Source organism: Bombilactobacillus apium (assembly GCF_013385145.1).
In the GTDB taxonomy this organism is placed as follows: Bacteria; Bacillota; Bacilli; order Lactobacillales; family Lactobacillaceae; genus Bombilactobacillus; species Bombilactobacillus apium.
In genome coordinates this window covers 34,419-52,401 of the sequence record NZ_JABZEC010000001.1, presented here as the reverse complement: position 1 = coordinate 52,401, position 17,983 = coordinate 34,419, and the positions used below count along the sequence as shown (strand labels likewise).

Below are 17,983 nucleotides of genomic sequence, written 5' to 3'. Positions count from 1 at the left end.
TCCTAAGCATATGGATAGATTACCACCAAAGAACCCAAATGCAAAGACCTCTGAAAATAAATTATTAATATTTTTCAAAACTTATTTTGTTCCGAAAAGTCGGTCGCCAGCATCGCCTAAACCAGGGAAAATATAGCCATTATCAGTTAAACATTCATCTAAAGCAGCTGCATAAATATCCACATCTGGATGTTCGGCCTGAACTTTCTTGACCCCTTCTGGAGCAGCGACTAAAACGACCAAACGCATATGTTTTGCTCCACGTTTCTTTAAAGCCTCAATTGCCATATTAGCGGAACCACCAGTTGCTAACATCGGGTCAACAATGATTAATTCTCGTTGGTCAATATCCGAAGGCATTTTTACAAAATATTCGTGAGGCTTTAAGGTCTTTTCATCTCGGTACATTCCAATATGACCAACTTTAGCAGCCGGAATTAATTCCAAAACGCCGTCAACCATACCTAAACCGGCACGCAAAATCGGAATAACGGCTAATTTTTTTCCTGATAAAACTTTCTGCGTCGTTTTCCCCATGGGAGTTTCAATTTGAACATCCTTCAATGGTAAGTCACGGGTAATTTCATAAACCATTAATTTGGCAATTTCGTTAGCTGCTTGCCGGAAATTGCGGGTTCCCGTCGCAGCAGAACGCATAATAGTCAACTTATGTTGGATTAACGGGTGATTTAAAACTGTAAATTTAGACATCTTTAGTTAGCCTCCAAATGATTAAAGTGTTGGTTCCCAGCGGATTTATTCAAACGGTTCATATAAGCTGAACCTAAACCTTGATCAGGTTCACCTTGGGCCAAAATATATTTAATTTGCGGATCCAAATCAAACTTTCGTAAGCCCGCAAATAATAAATGGCTTGCTGAAGTTAGAGAATCTCCTAGAGAAAAAGTTGCTTGGGCTGCAGTTAAATCTAAAACTTTTAAAACCTCGTCTTCTGCTAAAAGTGCAAAGGGCATTTCTTGTTGCTGGACCCACTTTACAGCAGCTGGAAAATCTTGCGGATGGTCGACAATAATCACCTGAGCTTGGGGAGCATAATGTTTATACTTCATCCCTGGCGCCTTGGGAATTTCTCCCGCCTGAACTTGATGGTGATCACTTTGAACAGTTCCAATTACTTTTTCCAACTCTTGCAGAGTCAAAGCCCCGGGACGCAAAATTGTCGGCGGTGTTACCGTCAAATCCAAGACAGTCGATTCTAAACCAACTTTAGTTGGTCCATCATCAATAATCGCCGCAATTCGACCATTAAGATCATGTTTAACATGGAGAGCCATTGTTGGACTAGGCTTTCCGGAAGTATTAGCTGATGGCCCCACAAGTGGCTTTTGTAAACAATCAATTAAAGCTAAAGTTGTAGCATTATCCGGCATCCGAAAAGCAGCAGTCTTCAAGCCGCCAGTAACAGTTGTTGATAAACATCCCGGCCGGACCGGTAAAATAATTGTCAAAGGTCCGGGCCAATATTTTTGCATCAATTGTTCAGCTGCTGCTACTGGCCCTTGAGCATATTGCCACACCATTTGAGGACTAGAAACATGAACAATCAAAGGATTATCACTGGGACGACCCTTAGCAGCATAAACCTTTTGACAAGCAGCAACATTGGTTGCATCAGCTCCTAAGCCATACACGGTTTCCGTCGGAAAGGCCACTAGTTGTCCTTGAGCTAAAGCTTGAGCAGCTTGATCCAATTGGTTTGGCTTTAAAATTTTTGTTTCCATCTTAATTCACCTCTTTTCTTCTGAGTCGTAAAAAGCGCGGTTGTTGTGCCAAGTCACGGAAAAAATCAATTTGCCAATCGGGCAATTGTTCCTGAAATATTGTACTAATTTCCGCTTGTTGTTGGAAGCCAAATTCTAAATAAGCTGACCCCTTGGGTGATAAATAGTTAGCCACTTCTGCAAAGAAACGTTGATAAAAAGCTAAGCCTTTTTGTGGAGCAAAAAGAGCTTGCTTCGGTTCATATTGTAGCACGGAAGTGTCCATGTATTTAGTCTCTTCTTTAGCAATGTAGGGTGGATTAAAGACAATCACATCAAACTGCTCTTGTGTCACCGGGGCAAATAAATCTCCAGTTAGTAACTTCAGTGGAACTTGATAGTATTCTTGATTAATTTGCGCCACCTTTAAAGCCGCCGGTGAAATATCGGTGGCAGTTACAGTTTGCCACTTCCCCTCCAAAGCTAAAGTCAAAGCCAAGGCTCCAGAACCTGTTCCCAACTCCAATAAGTGCAAATTCTGCGTTTTTGTTGCCAAAATTTGGGCAATCATTGTTTCGCTGTCTTGGCGAGGAATCAGAACTGCCGGATTAACATAGAACTGGCGCCCGTAAAACCAGGCTCGTTCCAAAATATACTGTGGTGGATAGGCTAAAACCGCTAATTGAATGGCTTGCGCAAATTTTTTTTGCTGCGCTAAAGGCATTAATTCATCTTGATGTAATTGAAAGCGACTCTGATTCCAACCCAGCATTTCTAGTAATAAATACTGGGCCACTTGCGGATCTTGCTGCTGTTTTTCAAGCACTAAAAAAGCCCGCTTAAGGGCATTAATATAGCTTTGTCTTTCCATTTTGGATCTGCTCCAACTTTTGAGTTTGATCAGACAAAATCAAGGCATCAATAATTTCATCCAATTGACCATTTAAAATCTTGTCTAATTTATTCAATGACAAACCAATCCGGTGATCCGTCACCCGGTTTTGGGGATAGTTATAAGTGCGGATTCGTTCAGAACGATCGCCGGTTCCCACGGCTGACTTTCTTTCTGCCGCATATTCATCCTGATTTTGGGATTCATAGTAATCATAAACCCGACTTCGAAGAATCTGCATTGCTTTTTCCCGGTTTTGTTGTTGGGAACGCTGGTCTTGCATTGCCACAACAATTCCCGTCGGCAAATGCGTCATCCGAACAGCTGAAGAAGTTTTATTAATATGCTGACCACCAGCTCCGGAAGAACGATAAACATCAACCCGAATATCCTTAGGATCAATCTCGAGGTCGACTTCATCATATTCAGGCATCACCGCTACCGTTGCCGTTGATGTATGCACTCGTCCCGCCGATTCGGTCGTCGGAATTCGTTGTACTCGATGGGCACCATTCTCAAATTTCAACTTGGAATAGACATTTTTACCACTAATCATCAAAGCGACTTCTTTATAGCCACCAACTTCCGTCTTGGTAGCATCGATGATTTCAAACTGCCAGCCTTGTCGTTCCGCATAACGTTCATACATATCCAACAAGTCACCGGCAAATAAACTAGCTTCGTCTCCACCAGCGGCTCCCCGTAATTCCATGATAATATTTTTATCATCATTAGGATCTTTGGGAAGCATCAAAATCTTAATTTGTTCTTCGACTGTTGCCAAGCGCGGTTCCATCTCAGCTAAATCTTCCTTAGCTAAATCAGCTAATTCCGGATCTTTGCTTTCTGCTAGAACTTCTTTACTTTCGGTAATATCAGACTTTAATTGCTGATATTCGGTAAAAGCCGCTACAATTGGTTGAATTTCTGCAACCTCTTTGGAAATCTTTAAATAACGCGGAGTATCGTTAATTACATCCGGATCACTCATCATTTCTTGAAGTTCTTCGTAGTGTTCTACGAGACCTTCAAGTTGTTCAAAAATCTTATCCACAATGAGCCTCACTTTCTTATTTTTGTTAACGGAGGATTTAAATAGTGCCGCCGACAAACTGGATAGTAGGAATCATTACCACCAATATGAACTTGCTCACCACCATAGTCAGGTTGACCATCCGTAATCCGTAAAATCATCGTAGCCTTTTTGCTGCAAAACCAACAAATAGTTTTCATTTCTTCAATTTTGTCAGCATAAATTAATAGTGCTTGGGAACCGGGAAAGAGCTGATTACGAGAATCATTCTTTAAACCGAACGCAATAACCGGAATTCCTAATTCATCAACAATCTGGGCTAATTGTCGTACTTGATCCGCGGTCAAAAATTGCGCTTCATCAATTAAGATACAATCTACTTGCTCATACTCTGCTTGAACTAGTTGAAATACCTTAGTTTGGGCTTCTACCACCACTGCCGCACGTTCGAGACCAATCCGACTAGAAACTTTTCCTCGTCCCGAACGGGTATCTAGGCTACTTGTCAATAACAGCACCTTTTTACCTTGTTCCTCGTAATTATGAGCTACTTTCAGCACTTCAATTGACTTACCGGCATTCATAACTCCATAGCGGAAAAATAGTTGCGCCACGGTTGCACCTCCTTTTTTCATTTGCACTGTTCTTCATTATAGCGAAAACAAAGAAAACTTCCACAATTCTTCTGGTAATTAGTCAATAAACTCGGCAATTTATGGTATGATTTTTTTATTATGGAAAAGGATGAATTTTATGAGTTTAAAATCTAAGTTTGCTGCTAGCGTTGGTAAAATAACATATCGTGTTTTACACGACGGATTTCATCGAGGCAGTTCCCTTCCGGGAAAATTGGCTTATCATCTAGACCCTCAAGTTCTTAGAGAATTAAGTCACAATTATCGTGTCATTATCGTCACTGGAACCAATGGTAAGACCTTAACCACCGCTTTGATTACCAAGATTTTACAAGAAGCTCAATTCAACGTCTTAACTAATCCCACGGGATCTAATATGGTGCAAGGAATTACCTCGGCTTTCTTAGCCCAAAATAAAAGTTCACTTGGCAAGGATCAACCTTTAGCTGTTTTGGAAGTTGACGAAGCCAATGTTGAAGCGATTTGTCGAGCCATGACTCCGAGCGCCTTTGTTTTGACTAACATTTTTCGCGATCAAATGGATCGTTATGGTGAAATTTATACTACTTACGAAAAGATTCTAGCCGGAATTAAGTTAGCACCGCAAGCTAAATTGATTCTCAATGCCGATGCGGCGATTTTTAATTCCAAAAGCCTACCAAATCCTAAAATTTATTATGGTTTTCAAAATGAATCTAATTCCCAAACTGATTTACGAGCTAAGTTTAACGTCGATGGTGTCCTTTGCCCGCAATGTCAATCGATCATGCACTATCATTTAATTACCTATGCTAACTTAGGCGATTACTTTTGCCCAAACTGCCACTTTCACCGTCCCAGTTTAAATTATCAAGTGACTCAAGTAAAAACCTTAGCCCCTCATCAAACGCAATTTGCAATTGATGGCCAAGACTTTAGTCTTAATGTCGGTGGAATGTACAATATTTATAATGCTCTAGCTGCCTATGCCACCGGCCGAGCTTTTGGCGTTCAACCGCAACAAATTCAAGCAGCTTTCCAAAATAACCAACAAATTTTTGGCCGGCAAGAAGTCATCCAACTTGGTTCCAAAGAACTCACGATTATTTTAGTTAAAAATCCTGTAGGACTTAACGAAGTGCTCACCACTTTAAAGTCTGACTCCAAGCCCTACTGTCTTGGTTTTGCTCTCAATGCTAATTATGCTGACGGAATTGATACCAGTTGGATTTGGGATGGGGACTTTGAAGAATTACCGTTCTCCCAAATCACTTCCGTGATTACCGCCGGTGAACGAAATCAAGACATTAATTTCCGTTTCCAAGTGGCTGGCGTCAATCCCCAAAAACTTCATTCTCAACCCGACTTAGGCGATTTCATTCAGGTCTTAAGTAAGCAAGCAAGTGAGAAGATTTATGTTTTAGCTACTTACACCGCCATGCTCCAACTGCGAAAAAAATTAAATAGTCAAGGTTTACTTGATCGTAAGGCCCTCGACTCGCAAACTAGTTCTAATTAAGATTAATTATTGAAATAAGCCTAAAACTGAGTCAACCATAACTCAATTTTAGGCTTATTTAGTTATTCAAAAAATTTTCCACAATCGCGTTCCGCCGGCGTAAAAAACGTTGATTATTATTTTCAGGATGAACCCGATTACTCAACACAATTAGAGCTCGTTTCTGGGCGCGATCTAAAATCCAGAAATTACCGGTATAACCTGTGTGATACAAAACCGCTTCTTGTTGAGCATTCCATAACAAGTCCCAACCAAATGATCTTCCGGGACTAACCCTTGTAAAACTTTGAAATAAGGTTTGAATTTGTGCTTGAGAAATGGGGGCCGTAGCCGGCTGCCAGAGTCCTAAGAACCAAGAGCTAAATTTTAGCAAATCTGCAATTCCCGCAAATAAGCCCGCCGAGGCACAGTGTTTCCCTAGCTGAAAAGCTTTAGGATCATGAACTACTCCCCGTAACCAATGGTTATTGCGCTGGCTAGTGACCACACATTGTTGGGGATTAGGCTGGAAAGTAGCCGTTTTTAGAGCTAAGGGTCGTAACACCTGCTTTTCAATAACTACTTGCACTGGCCACTGATAATAGCGTTCCAACATTACTCCCGCCAAGATGGGTCCCGTATCGGTATATCTGATTACTCGGCGCCACTCAGAAGTTAAAGGTAAATTAATAATCGCCTGCAATAATTGTAAACTAGTCAGTTGATCACGCTGGGGAATATAACCGCGTAAACCTGAAGTGTGCGTCATTAGCTGGCGTAAGGTAACTTGGGAATGAGGAAATTCTGGAATTAATTTCTGGACTGGTAGATCATAAGTCCAAATCCCCTGACCGATTAACTGTAAAACCGCAGTCGTTGTTCCCAAAACTTTGGTTAAAGAAGCTAAATCATATAAGGCATCCGGCGGGATAGTCGTCACTTGCGGTTGCCAAGTATTTACTCCCCATTGTCCTTGAAAACAATTTTTTTCCGTTAGATAAGCATAGCTCAAACCGGGCACAACTTGATCATTAACTAAAGCTTGGAGCTGACTAACAATCCTCACTTGCAATGCCTCTTTTATTAATTAATTTGCCCACTAAACTGCGAGTTATATAAGTGGGCATAAAAACCTTGGCGAGCCAACAAACTTTTATGTTGACCAGTCTCGATAATCTTACCATGATTCATGACAATAATTTGATCAGCATCTTGAATTGTCGATAAACGATGGGCCACAACAAAACTCGTTCGTCCCCGAAGTAAAAGCTGCATAGCGTGCTGAATTTGGAGTTCCGTTCGGGTATCAACCGACGAGGTTGCTTCATCTAAAATCAAAATTTCGGGATCAGCTACAAAAGCACGGGCAATGGTTAATAACTGCCGTTGTCCTTGAGAAATATTCGAGGCTTCTTCATTAAGAACGGTCTCGTAACCTTGTGGAAGCTGACGTACAAATTCATCAACATGAGCCGCTTTAGCGGCCTGCATAATTTCTGCTTTGGTGGCCGCTTCATTACCGTATTGAAGATTTTCATAAATGGTTCCTGTAAATAACCAAGTCTCCTGTAAAACCATTGCTAAATGAGACCGTAACTGTTCTCGACTCATGGAACGCGTATCCTGCCCCCGAAGGTAAATCGCCCCAGCTTGAACTTCATAAAAACGTTCCAATAAATTAATAATTGTTGTTTTTCCAGCTCCGGTAGGACCAACAATAGCGACCATTTCCCCCTGAGCTACTTTTAACGAGTAGTTAGTTAACAGAGGGCGGTCAGGGGTATAAGCAAACTTTACTTGATCAAATTCTACTAAACTAGCGTCTGCCTTTGCTTCGGTCGCTGGTAAATCAGGCTCTAATTCTGGTTCATCCAAGACTTGGAAAATTCGTTCTGCGGAAGCTACTGTGGCCTGAATCGTATTTGCCAAGTTAGCTAATTGCGTAATTGGTTGGGAAAATTGTTGTACATACTGGAGAAAGGCCTGAATATCCCCAATTGGCAAGCTTCCTTGAGCCACTTGCAGACCGCCAAATAAAGCCACGGCGACATAACCCAAATTATTAACAAAAGTCATTAGCGGCATCAAAATTCCGGCTAACAATTGCGCCTTCCATGCGGAATGGTAGAGACGATTATTTTCTTCATTAAATTCCTGAAGTGCCGCTGGTTCACGGTTGAAACTTTTCAATACCAAATGGCCCGCATAATTTTCTTCGACTCGGCTGTTTAAACTTCCCAAAGACTTTTGTTGGGCAGCAAAGGCGCGTTGTGATTTAGGAGCTACTAAACCAACAACTACCATACTTAAAGGAACCGTTACTAAAGCAACTAGAGCTAACTGCCAACTAATAGTAAACATCATCCACAAGGTTCCCACAAAAGTAACTAAACTGGTCACCAATTGGGTCAAACTTTGTTGCAAGGTACTAGCAATATTATCCATATCGTTAATCGCTCGCGACATTAGATCTCCATTATCATGAGTATCATAATAGCTAATCGGTAGCCTTTGGAGCTTGGCCTTTAAATCGCGCCGCAATTTAAAAACACTTCTTTGCGAGGCCCGGGTCATCAATAATTGCTGAATCAGATTGAAACCAGCTGATAAGAGATACAACCCAATTACCAGCAGTAGAATCTGGCCAATTTTTGAAAAATTAATTGGTAATTGACTTAAATGCTGCCCCACTTTTTGCTGGGCTAAACCTTGTATTACTCCCCGATAAATTTCCGTTGTGGCTTCGCCGAGAACCTTGGGAATTTTAATCTGAAAAATTGTTGCAGCAACCGCCAAAATCAATACTAAAGCGAGAACCAAATTATATCCCGATAGATAACGAAATAACCGCCAAGTAGTCCCCCAAAAGTTTTGGGCTCGCTGGGGAGCAAATTGAGCTTGCTTAGTCTTCTTTTTTTGGGTCATTAATTGACGCCCCCTTTAATTTGCGATTGCATAATTTCTTGATAAGTAGCATTCTTGGCCTTCAATTCGGCATGGGTGCCACAGCCCACCATCTGTCCTTGATCTAAAACTAAAATAGTATCCGCATCAGCAATCGTCGAAATTCTTTGGCCAACGATGACTATAATTTTAGTTTTCATTCGGGGATCTTGGCGTAAAGCCTGCCGCAAACGGGCATCAGTTTGAAAATCCAGGGCCGAGAAGGAATCATCAAAAACATAAATAGCCGCTTCTTTCACCAAGGCTCGAGCAATTGTCAATCTTTGTCGCTGACCCCCAGAAAAATTACTTCCGTCTTGTTCAACCCAAGTCTCTAACCCTTGAGCCGCTTGGACAAAATCTTGGGCTTGGGCAATCGCTAAAGCGTGCCAAAGTTGTTCATCTGTAGCTTCGGAATTTCCATATTGAAGATTTTCTCGTAAGCTACCTTTAAATAAAATTGCTTTTTGAAAGGCAACCGCCACTTGGGTGTTAATTTCGGTTAGGGTCTGTTGGCGAACGTCTGAACCATTTACCAAGACCGCCCCAGTAGTAACATCGTACATTCGCGAAATTAGACTGACTAAGGTGGTCTTGCCTGAGCCAGTTCCGCCAATAATTCCCACGGTTTGTCCGGCTTGAGCTTGAAAATTGACTCCGGTTAAGACTGACTTTTCTGCTTGTTGATAGCGGAAGCCAACTTTTCGAAATTCCAAACTCGCTCTTGAACTAGGATTAGGGGAACTAGTTTTCGGTTCTTGCAATTGACTTTGTAAATCCAAGACTCCCCGAATCCGGGCCGCGGAAGCTTGGGCTCGTGGAACAACTACAAAAACTACGGCTAACATCGTGCAGCTCATCAAAATTTGCATGGCGTAGGTCATAAAGGCGATTAAGTTTCCCACCTGTAAACTTTGTTGCGCGATATAGTGAGCTCCTAACCAAGTAATCCCAATATTAGTTCCGCCCATAATTAAAGTCATTATTGGGGGCATTGCCGCAACAATCGAATAAACCTTCTCCGCATTGTGGGTATAATCTTGATTTGCTTGGCCAAAACGTTTTTGCTCATATTGATCTTGCCGAAAAGCGCGAATTACCCGCACCCCAGTTAAGCCTTCCCGAAAAATCAAATTTAAACGATCCGTTTTTTGTTGCATCGCTTTAAATAAAGGTACCGCCCAATACATAATAATTCCTAAAACTATCGCTAAAATAGGAATTACAATTAGGAAAACTTGCGTCAGTTGGGCATTTTTTTGGTAGGCCATTAAACTAGCACCTATCATCATAATGGGGGCCATAATCATCATTCTCAACAACATCATAACCACATTTTGCACTTGTAAGACGTCATTAGTTGTTCGGGTGATTAGAGACGAGGTACCCACCTGATCGAATTCATCATTAGACATATAAAGAACTTTTTGATAAATATCCGTCCGTAATTTCTGGCCCAATTTTTGGGAAACTTGGGCCGCTAAAAAAACATTACTGAAAGAAGCAAGCACCACAAGGATCGAGGTCAACAGCATTTTCCCACTGGCAATTATGATATAATGTGTATCGCCTTTGGTAATCCCGTTGTTGACAATATCTGCGGTCAAATTTGGCAAATAAAGGGTTGTTAAAACTTGCAGGATCATGAAAATAACCGTTCCTGCTACCTTCCAAAAGGAAACCCGACCTTTCATCAGTTGAAACATAAGTTCACTTCCATTTCTCAAATTAGGTGTTTATAAATGAATTTAAAAATTAGAAATTATCTTACCATAATTAGTCATATCTTAGCCTTTATTTTTTTATATATTCTTCAACAATTGCCAGCTTCTTTTCTCCTAAAAGCCGCAAACTCTCATGTTCCCCACACTGGTTTAGCTCATTCTTGGCTACAAACAGGAGTTATTTTATTAACAATTGTGATTGTTGCCATTATGTTTTGGATTCATCAGCGTACCCAAACTTTTCCCACGCTCCGCTTTAATAGCCGGAGTTGGGGGTTATTAGCTTTGGGGGTGGCTGCTAACTGTCTCCTAACAATTTTGCTCTTACCCCTGATGCAGGCTACCAACCAAAATGTCAGCGGTCTAAATCAAATTATGACCGCGTTCCCAATCTTCTTTGCTCTTTATGCCGTTTTTGGCGCCCCAATTACTGAAGAATTACTATTTCGAAGTTATTTTATCAATTGGTTTTTTAAGAACCATCTTTACTGGGGAGCTTTAATTAGTGCTTTATTATTCGGACTTCTGCATATTTCCAGTGATCCCTTTTACTTCCTATCTAAATTTCTCCTCGGATTGATTCTGGGCTTAATTTATGTCAAAAGTCGCAATATTAAAACTAATATCGCTCTGCACTTCATTAATAATCTTTTTCCGATTTTACTTCAATTCTTGGGTCACTGACTTTCAAGAATAGTCTTGACAGCCAGTAATTCTTCCAGTATTATATCTGTTGTTGTATTGCCCGTTGGTCAAACGGTTAAGACGCCACCCTCTCAAGGTGGAGTTACGGGTTCGATTCCCGTACGGGCGATAATTTTAGTTAAGGAATCAGTCTTTTAAAGTTGATTTGAGTAGTATATGTGTAGTCAACAGCAGTATTTTAGCGGGATTTTCAACAGCTGTTAAGAGTAAAGTGGCCATAATTAGGGGTCGCTTTATTTTTTTACGTAATTTTTAAAATACCTTATTCTTTTAGTAGCCCGACTATATTATAATTAATTTAAATTTAAGTGAGGTGTTATTAATGGACTACCAAGAACAAGACCCTCAGTTGTGGGGAGCAATTGCCCGGGAAAAACAACGTCAAGATGAGAATATCGAATTAATCGCTTCGGAGAATATCGTCTCTACTGGCGTTCAAGCAGCCCAAGGTTCCGTTTTAACTAACAAGTATGCTGAAGGATATCCTGGTCGCCGCTACTACGGAGGAACAGAATACATTGATGAAGTTGAACAACTAGCCATTGATCGAGCCAAAGAACTATTTCAGGCAGAATACGCTAACGTTCAACCCCACTCTGGTTCTCAAGCCAATGAGGCTGCCTATCGCGCCTTTCTAAAGCCCGGAGATCGCGTTTTAGGGATGGATTTGGATGCCGGAGGGCATTTAACCCACGGCTCCAAAGTTAATTTTTCAGGAAAGCTATATCACTTTGCTTCCTACGGAGTAGATGACCAAGGCTGGATTGATTACGATGCTGTCCAACAAATCACTGAAGAATTCCAGCCGAAAATGATTGTGGCTGGGGCCTCTGCCTATAGCCGAGTAATCAATTTTCAAAAATTCCGTGAGATTGCTGATTCTGTCGGAGCTAAATTGATGGTCGATATGGCCCACATCGCTGGCTTAGTTGCTACGGGTCTCCATCCTAGTCCCGTAGGCATTGCCGACGTCGTAACTTCAACCACCCATAAAACTCTTCGGGGACCTCGAGGCGGTTTAATTCTTTCGCAAGCCGAAAACGCGCGACGAATTAACAGTGCGGTTTTCCCGGGTACTCAAGGTGGTCCTTTAGAACACATTATTGCAGCGAAAGCTGTTTCTTTCCAAGAAGCTCTCCAACCAGAGTTTAAGGAATATATGCAACAAGTCGTCAAAAATGCGCAAGCGATGGCGCAAGTCTTTGAAGAATCTGATCAAGTCCACGTTTTAACTGGTGGGACCGATAATCATCTATTAACTCTTGATTTGAGTGCGACTGGTTTAAATGGCCTTCAAGCTCAGAATCTACTAGATTCAATTCATATTACAACTAACAAAGAAGCAATTCCTAATGACCAATTACCACCTTCTAAAACTTCGGGGTTGCGTTTAGGTACTCCCGCTATTACTAGTCGTGGTTTCCAAGTTCCAGCAGCGCAAGAAACCGCACGAATTGTTTTAGCTGCCTTTCAAGCTCCCGATCAATCAGAAACTTTAACAAAATTGAGCCAACAAGTTCTCAATTTAACCGCTGATCATCCAATTCAACGTTAATCTAAAAACATCCATAAAATTAAATCAAAATCCTAGCTTTAATGAATTTTGACCACTATGGATGTTTTTTAGTTTACATAAAATTGAAAGTTAATCCGGGCTTTTGATGAATAATTTTCTGCTAAGCCTTGACAGTTAGTTTTTTTTTCGCTATTATCTTTATGTTAGTTAATTGGGTATTCGCCAAACCGGTAAGGCAACGGACTCTGAATCCGTAATTTGTAGGTTCGAGCCCTACATACCCAATCAGAATAAAAGGAGGCGATCTTAAATTTAAGATCGCCTCTTTTTTAATATTAATGGACATGATAGTCCGGTTTTTCCATTAATAACCAAAGAAACAAATAAATAATTGGCATGGTATAGAAAAAAGGAATACTGAGAAAGATGAAAAGTGCTCTTAAAACACCAGCGTTCCAGTCAAAATGTTCTGCTAAACCGCCCAGAACTCCTGCCAAATAACAATTAGAACCTGAACGTCGAATCCTAATATGCATAAATTAACCTTCCTTTATTGAATTTTAAACCTCTAGCGGCTTCTTCCGAGCTTTAACGATGAAATTCAATTAAACGTTGGGCTAAAAAATTACCCAGAAAAGCCGCTAATAAACTGCCAGCTATTGTTAAAATAACATAGAATCCAGCAAGTATCCATTGCTGATGCAAAAGCAATTTTAAGAAATCCAAGCTAAAAGCTGAATACGAGGTAAATCCTCCTAACACTCCCATCCCACCAGCTGTTAATAGAGCTGGCCGTAGTTTCAATTGTTCAAGCCCATAACGATTCCAAAAAGTTAATAAACCACTGCCTAATAAGTTTATTAATAATAACCCTAACCAATTAGTAACTGGCGTCGAAATTAATTGCAGGAGACTATATCGTAAGGCACCACCAAGCATTCCCCCGATAAAAACTAAGATTCCAGTCATTTACCTCAACTCCTTTGACCTAAATAATAGCCGCTCATCGCTATTAAAATCCCTCCTACATAACTTAAGCCTCCGTACAAGCAAGCCACCCACCAGCGTTTTTGTCCTCCTAGGGTAAGCAAGTCCTTATTTAATGTGGAAAAAGTGGTCCAGCCACCAAGCACCCCACTTCCCCAAAAACTAGTCTCCATCCCGGTGAGTCGGCACGCCCAGAAATAGGCCAGGAGAAAACTCCCGCTCCAATTAATAATTAAGGTTCCCACAAAACTATTTTGCGACCATAATTTTTGAGCTAAAAAAGTTACTCCATAACGTAACAGAGAGCCTATTCCACTCCCCAAACTAACCAACCAAAAATCCATTAACTCCACTCACTTTCGTTATTATTTTAACCATTAAAAAACGCCTACTGACTCCTAAAATTCTAGTCAGTAGACGTCATCAATTAATAGTCAGTAACTACTAATATTTTAGGCGAACGTCATCACCATTCTTAAATTACAAAATCATTATAATCCCACTCCAAAATAAGGTAAAGTTAAATTTGGGGAATTTTCTCAGATTATCACTTGAATTATTAATCTTCATTCGGTAAAATTCAATTTAATCTTAACAAGGAGCCTTTTTATGAATCGTCTAACCCAACGCCATTTAAATAGCTCTCGATATTACTTTTGGTTTCCGGAATGATCTGGGAGTCAGAAGTGCTTTCGTTGTCTGCAAAGTTCTCACAGATCAAGTAAAACTTAACCTGTGAGACTTTTCCAGCAAATTTATTGGTCCTCACAGGCTTCATGCTGTGAGGACTTTTTATTTTATTTTTTGAGGTGAGAATATGAAGATCAAATCTTTTCTCGGTCCGATTGTCATGAATACTTTAAACGGAATCTCCATGGGAGTTATTGTGGCCCTAATTCCTGGAGCCTTGGTAAACCAGCTAATTAAATTCCTTTTACCTAGTTTCCCCCAATTAGCTTTTATTACCACTTTAACCAGCTTGGCAGCTCTCCTTTTACCGATGACCAGTGCTGCTTGTGTCGGAATGGTCGGTAAGCTTTCGCCAATTCACACCGCCGCTTTGATCCTGGCTGCTGTAGCCGGAGCTGGTAATTTCCACTTTACTAAGACGGGTTTTCAAGCTCAAGGTTCAGGGGACGTCATTAATCTTGCCTTGACTATCTTCCTTGGCTATCTGCTCTTAGAATTGATTGGTTCCCGCCTGCAAGCTTACACAATTTTGTTAGTTCCTCTAATTGTTTTAGTTGTTGCTGGAGGAACTGGGAGTTTAACCCTACAACCGGTTAGCCAAATTGCTCAAGGAATCGGAATAATTATCAATCAGTTCAATACCTTACAACCAGTATTAATGAGCGTTCTCATGGCAATTGCCTTTGCCTTCTTAATTGTTTCGCCTATTTCTTCGGTCGGAATTGCGACCGCTATTGGAATCAATGGCTTAGCCGCTGGAGCTGCCAATCTGGGAATTGTGGCGGCCAGCTTTGCTCTTGCTATTTATGGTTGGAAAGCTAACTCTGTGGGCACTTCCTTGGCCCATTTTCTAGGATCTCCCAAAATTCAAATGGCTAACCTTATTAAACGCCCACGCCTCTTTCTTCCCATCTTGCTAAATGCCGGAATTGCTGGCGGAATTGGCTCCTTCTTCCAAATAACGGGAACCCCTTTAAGTGCGGGCTTTGGTTTTTCTGGTCTCATTGGTCCTTTAGTCGCTCTCGAAGGCTTTCATAATAATACTTGGCTCAACATCGGAATCATCGTCTTAAACTTCTTAATTTTGCCGATCACTCTGAGTCTAGTCAGCAATTACCTTTGGCAGCGAAAACTCCATTACTTCCAAGCTAGTGACTTTGCCCTCAATTATGAATAGCAAATACAGAGATTTAGGGTTCGTGCTATGATAAATATAAAACTCGAACAGAATGGAGTTCAACTATGAAATTAAATCAATTTGCGCGGCAACCACGAACCGTAGCGCAAGAAATTCAAGAATTGCAAACTATTAAGTTTATCCCTTCAAATTGGTCCAAATGGCAACCTAATCAGGCTTTAGAAAAACTTTTGATTAAAAGCTTTCCGGAAGTGATAGCTGATTGTGTTTTTGAAAAATTAACTAATTTAGCCGCAACTACTAAGCAAAATGCTGCGCAATACTGTCAAAATGATTCGGTTAGTGCAACTGCTTTTTATAATTTATATTTTCAACTTTTAGGTTTCCAGCCGGAACAAGATTTCTCTTTGGCCGAACCACAAAAAATCAAAGCCAGCTTAACTTATCCGCAATTTGAGCATACCATTTTAACGACCGCTGACTTGATTCATGGCTGGTATCAACTCTTGATTGCCCGAACAACTAACGGTCAAACTTTCCTCGATGAGCTGACTGCTAGGGGTTATTTCCAAGCTCTGGTTGAGGATCCCCAAACTCCTCGACCTTTGATTTTTAATGGGAAAGCGCAAGCCGTTTTTGACACCCGCAAGTTAATTCACGAAGTTGTTTACGTTGAATCCGACCAAGACAGCGACCACGACGGTCAAAGAGACCTCCTCAAGGCCGAGATCATTCGCCCAGCAGAATCGAACTCCCTTCCGGTTCCGGCTCTTTATACCGCTTCGCCTTACAATCAAGGTACTAATGATCGGCTAGGATCTCAATTAACTCATAATGTTAATGTCCCCTTGACGGTTAAAAAAACGCAGTCACAAACTGTAGCTGGCAACCCTGTCCAACTTACTCAAGCCCCGGCACGACCAGATCCCCAATCAAATCAGGCTCCTCAGGAAAGTTTTGGAGCTAGTTTTAATTATCGCTTGAATGATTATTTTTTGGCTCGGGGTTTTGCGGTGGTCTATGCTGCAGGGATTGGAACCAAAGATTCTCAAGGGTTGAGAACTTGTGGAGATCCTGAAGAAACTCGCTCAACAACGGCTATTATCGAGTGGCTTGATCAAAAACGGCGAGCTTTTACGAGCCCTCAAGTCCAACATACGACTACTGCTTCTTGGTGTAATCAACACATTGCTATGACAGGACGTTCCTACTTGGGGACTTTGGCGATTGCGGCAGCGACTACGGGAGTCTCCGGTCTAAAGACAATTATTTCTGAGGCCGCTATTTCTAGTTGGTATGATTATTATCGCGAACACGGTCTAGTCGTTGCTCCCGGTGGATTTCCTGGAGAAGATAGTGATGTCTTAGCTGTGGAAACTTATTCGCAACAACAAAACTATGGTCAATATTTAAAAGTCAAAAAAACTTGGCACCAGCAACTCCAAAGTTTGACTCATGGTCAAGAAAGAAGCACGGGTAACTACACCGATTTTTGGGAACATCGTAACTATCGCCATCAGCTTGAGCAAGTTCAAGCTGATATTATTATGGTTCACGGACTTAATGATTGGAATGTCAAACCTAAACAGGTCTATAAACTTTGGCAACGGCTGCAATCTTTACCGATTACCACTAAGCTGATTTTGCATCAAGGACCGCACATCTATATTAATAATTTTCGGTCACTAGATTTCCCCGAAATGATGAATCTCTGGTTGACCTATAAATTATATGATTGCGACAACCAAGCGGCTCAGATTTTACCAACGGTCTTAATTCAAGATAATGTGCAAACAGAGACTTGGCATCAGCAGGATTCTTGGCCACAAAATCCCCAGCAGACTAAAAGCTATACTTTCCAGCACCATGGTCTCCAAGATGATGGTCAGGTCTCCATTTCAGAAATTGAACAATTTCAAGATCAGCTTCCGCCAGCAAAATTTCAGTTCTATACCCATAATTTAAAGCAATGGGAAAAAGATCTCAGCCAAGTTAAGGCTTCACCTTTAGAAAAGAATCGGCTTTTATATCAAAGCCAGCCACTTAAGCAAGATTTAATTTTAGATGGTCGCCCCGAAGTGCGTCTCCGCGTTGCCAGCAATCAGAATCTCGGTTTAATTAGTGTACGTTTGTTAGATTATGGTCATTATCAACGTCTAGGCTCTTTACCCCAGACTCTTAAAACTCAAGCCTATGATTTAGGCTACCACTATCAAACTGAAGACTTGAAAGAATACCAGCTAAATCCTCAGGCAACCGAGTATCAATTAATTACATTGGGTCATTTAAATCTCCAAAATCGCCAAGAACTTACGCGCGTGGATCCCGTCGAAGCTGGTAAATTTTATGATTTAAGCTTACTCTTGCAACCCACCCATTATCACCTTACCCCCGGTCATAAATTAGTTTTAATTGTTTATGCGACTGATTTTGCAATGACGATCCGGGGCAATCAGAATCTCAACTATCAAATCGATTTGGCCCATAGTCAGTTAATTTTACCCTACTATTAACGGGATCAA

16 protein-coding genes, 2 tRNA genes and 1 riboswitch are annotated in these 17,983 nt (G+C 41.0%); of the genes, 7 read left to right on the top strand and 11 right to left on the bottom strand.

Annotated features, from left to right (window positions below; translation table 11 throughout):
* Window positions 1–81: 81 nt before the first annotated feature.
* Genes upp through HU830_RS00215 form a run of 5 tightly spaced genes read right to left on the bottom strand, consistent with a single transcriptional unit; the run spans window position 82 to window position 4,260 of the window.
* Entirely contained in the window at window positions 82–711 is a 630-nt protein-coding gene (gene upp, locus HU830_RS00235; RefSeq protein WP_176941811.1) for a uracil phosphoribosyltransferase, read from the bottom strand.
* Between the two features lie 2 nt (window positions 712–713).
* On the bottom strand, window positions 714–1,742 hold the full coding sequence (locus HU830_RS00230) for an L-threonylcarbamoyladenylate synthase (RefSeq protein WP_176941810.1): 1,029 nt from the start codon (window positions 1,740–1,742) through the stop codon (window positions 714–716).
* Window position 1,743: 1 nt separating this feature from the next.
* Window positions 1,744–2,592 (bottom strand): peptide chain release factor N(5)-glutamine methyltransferase, encoded by an 849-nt coding sequence (gene prmC / locus HU830_RS00225; protein WP_176941809.1) that lies wholly within the window; start codon window positions 2,590–2,592, stop codon window positions 1,744–1,746.
* Window positions 2,570–3,667 (bottom strand): peptide chain release factor 1, encoded by a 1,098-nt coding sequence (gene prfA / locus HU830_RS00220; protein WP_176941808.1) that lies wholly within the window; start codon window positions 3,665–3,667, stop codon window positions 2,570–2,572. Before prfA ends, prmC begins: the two co-directional genes overlap by 23 nt.
* Window positions 3,668–3,675: 8 nt before the next feature.
* Window positions 3,676–4,260, bottom strand: coding sequence for a thymidine kinase (locus HU830_RS00215; RefSeq protein ID WP_176941807.1), 585 nt, complete (start codon window positions 4,258–4,260; stop codon window positions 3,676–3,678).
* A 139-nt stretch (window positions 4,261–4,399) separates the two neighbouring features.
* Here HU830_RS00215 and HU830_RS00210 point away from each other — a divergent pair, with 139 nt between their 5' ends.
* Window positions 4,400–5,779 carry a MurT ligase domain-containing protein gene (locus HU830_RS00210; protein ID WP_407647463.1) on the top strand — a complete coding sequence of 460 codons (1,380 nt, stop codon included), beginning with the start codon at window positions 4,400–4,402 and terminating at the stop codon, window positions 5,777–5,779.
* A 58-nt stretch (window positions 5,780–5,837) separates the two neighbouring features.
* Here HU830_RS00210 and HU830_RS00205 read toward each other — a convergent pair whose 3' ends face one another.
* Genes HU830_RS00205 through HU830_RS00195 form a run of 3 tightly spaced genes read right to left on the bottom strand, consistent with a single transcriptional unit; the run spans window position 5,838 to window position 10,407 of the window.
* Window positions 5,838–6,824 carry a serine hydrolase domain-containing protein gene (locus HU830_RS00205; protein WP_176941805.1) on the bottom strand — a complete coding sequence of 329 codons (987 nt, stop codon included), beginning with the start codon at window positions 6,822–6,824 and terminating at the stop codon, window positions 5,838–5,840.
* Window positions 6,825–6,841: 17 nt separating this feature from the next.
* Window positions 6,842–8,683 (bottom strand): ABC transporter ATP-binding protein, encoded by a 1,842-nt coding sequence (locus tag HU830_RS00200; protein WP_176941804.1) that lies wholly within the window; start codon window positions 8,681–8,683, stop codon window positions 6,842–6,844.
* Window positions 8,683–10,407: an ABC transporter ATP-binding protein gene (locus HU830_RS00195; protein ID WP_176941803.1), complete on the bottom strand. Its 1,725-nt coding sequence runs from the start codon at window positions 10,405–10,407 to the stop codon at window positions 8,683–8,685. The genes HU830_RS00200 and HU830_RS00195 overlap by 1 nt, the downstream gene beginning before the upstream one ends.
* A gap of 36 nt (window positions 10,408–10,443) precedes the next feature.
* Between HU830_RS00195 and HU830_RS00190 the strand changes: the two genes are divergently transcribed.
* The 4 genes from HU830_RS00190 to HU830_RS00175 all read left to right on the top strand — a co-directional run bounded on the left by HU830_RS00190 (window position 10,444) and on the right by HU830_RS00175 (window position 12,931).
* Window positions 10,444–11,109: a CPBP family intramembrane glutamic endopeptidase gene (locus HU830_RS00190; protein ID WP_176941802.1), complete on the top strand. Its 666-nt coding sequence runs from the start codon at window positions 10,444–10,446 to the stop codon at window positions 11,107–11,109.
* Between the two features lie 58 nt (window positions 11,110–11,167).
* Window positions 11,168–11,239, top strand: a tRNA-Glu gene (locus HU830_RS00185).
* Window positions 11,240–11,452: 213 nt separating this feature from the next.
* On the top strand, window positions 11,453–12,685 hold the full coding sequence (gene glyA / locus HU830_RS00180) for a serine hydroxymethyltransferase (protein WP_176941801.1): 1,233 nt from the start codon (window positions 11,453–11,455) through the stop codon (window positions 12,683–12,685).
* A gap of 173 nt (window positions 12,686–12,858) precedes the next feature.
* Window positions 12,859–12,931 (top strand) — tRNA-Gln (locus tag HU830_RS00175).
* Between the two features lie 50 nt (window positions 12,932–12,981).
* Here HU830_RS00175 and HU830_RS00170 read toward each other — a convergent pair.
* The 3 genes from HU830_RS00170 to HU830_RS00160 are packed head-to-tail and all read right to left on the bottom strand — an operon-like array spanning window position 12,982 to window position 13,977.
* Window positions 12,982–13,182 carry a PspC domain-containing protein gene (locus HU830_RS00170; protein WP_176941800.1) on the bottom strand — a complete coding sequence of 67 codons (201 nt, stop codon included), beginning with the start codon at window positions 13,180–13,182 and terminating at the stop codon, window positions 12,982–12,984.
* A 52-nt stretch (window positions 13,183–13,234) separates the two neighbouring features.
* Window positions 13,235–13,615: a fluoride efflux transporter FluC gene (locus tag HU830_RS00165; RefSeq protein WP_176941799.1), complete on the bottom strand. Its 381-nt coding sequence runs from the start codon at window positions 13,613–13,615 to the stop codon at window positions 13,235–13,237.
* 5 nt (window positions 13,616–13,620) lie between these two features.
* The gene (locus tag HU830_RS00160; RefSeq protein ID WP_176941798.1) at window positions 13,621–13,977 is read right to left on the bottom strand and encodes a fluoride efflux transporter FluC; all 357 of its coding nucleotides are present in this window, start codon (window positions 13,975–13,977) and stop codon (window positions 13,621–13,623) included.
* Between the two features lie 63 nt (window positions 13,978–14,040).
* Window positions 14,041–14,113, bottom strand: a riboswitch (Fluoride riboswitch).
* Between the two features lie 343 nt (window positions 14,114–14,456).
* On the opposite strand from HU830_RS00160, the gene HU830_RS00155 reads away from it, so the two are divergent.
* Window positions 14,457–15,500 (top strand): PTS sugar transporter subunit IIC, encoded by a 1,044-nt coding sequence (locus HU830_RS00155; protein ID WP_407647466.1) that lies wholly within the window; start codon window positions 14,457–14,459, stop codon window positions 15,498–15,500.
* A 65-nt stretch (window positions 15,501–15,565) separates the two neighbouring features.
* Window positions 15,566–17,974 (top strand): Xaa-Pro dipeptidyl-peptidase, encoded by a 2,409-nt coding sequence (locus HU830_RS00150; RefSeq protein WP_176941796.1) that lies wholly within the window; start codon window positions 15,566–15,568, stop codon window positions 17,972–17,974.
* The last annotated feature ends 9 nt before the right edge of the window (window positions 17,975–17,983 follow it).

Coding starts and splice junctions, on each gene's coding strand:
- upp (WP_176941811.1), bottom strand. CDS start 711: ATGTCTAAATTTACAGTTTTAAATCACCCGTTAATCCAACATAAGTTG.
- HU830_RS00230 (WP_176941810.1), bottom strand. CDS start 1,742: ATGGAAACAAAAATTTTAAAGCCAAACCAATTGGATCAAGCTGCTCAA.
- prmC (WP_176941809.1), bottom strand. CDS start 2,592: ATGGAAAGACAAAGCTATATTAATGCCCTTAAGCGGGCTTTTTTAGTG.
- HU830_RS00210 (WP_407647463.1), top strand. CDS start 4,400: ATGAGTTTAAAATCTAAGTTTGCTGCTAGCGTTGGTAAAATAACATAT.
- HU830_RS00200 (WP_176941804.1), bottom strand. CDS start 8,683: ATGACCCAAAAAAAGAAGACTAAGCAAGCTCAATTTGCTCCCCAGCGA.
- HU830_RS00195 (WP_176941803.1), bottom strand. CDS start 10,407: ATGTTTCAACTGATGAAAGGTCGGGTTTCCTTTTGGAAGGTAGCAGGA.
- HU830_RS00190 (WP_176941802.1), top strand. CDS start 10,444: ATGAATTTAAAAATTAGAAATTATCTTACCATAATTAGTCATATCTTA.
- glyA (WP_176941801.1), top strand. CDS start 11,453: ATGGACTACCAAGAACAAGACCCTCAGTTGTGGGGAGCAATTGCCCGG.
- HU830_RS00170 (WP_176941800.1), bottom strand. CDS start 13,182: ATGCATATTAGGATTCGACGTTCAGGTTCTAATTGTTATTTGGCAGGA.
- HU830_RS00165 (WP_176941799.1), bottom strand. CDS start 13,615: ATGACTGGAATCTTAGTTTTTATCGGGGGAATGCTTGGTGGTGCCTTA.
- HU830_RS00160 (WP_176941798.1), bottom strand. CDS start 13,977: ATGGATTTTTGGTTGGTTAGTTTGGGGAGTGGAATAGGCTCTCTGTTA.
- HU830_RS00150 (WP_176941796.1), top strand. CDS start 15,566: ATGAAATTAAATCAATTTGCGCGGCAACCACGAACCGTAGCGCAAGAA.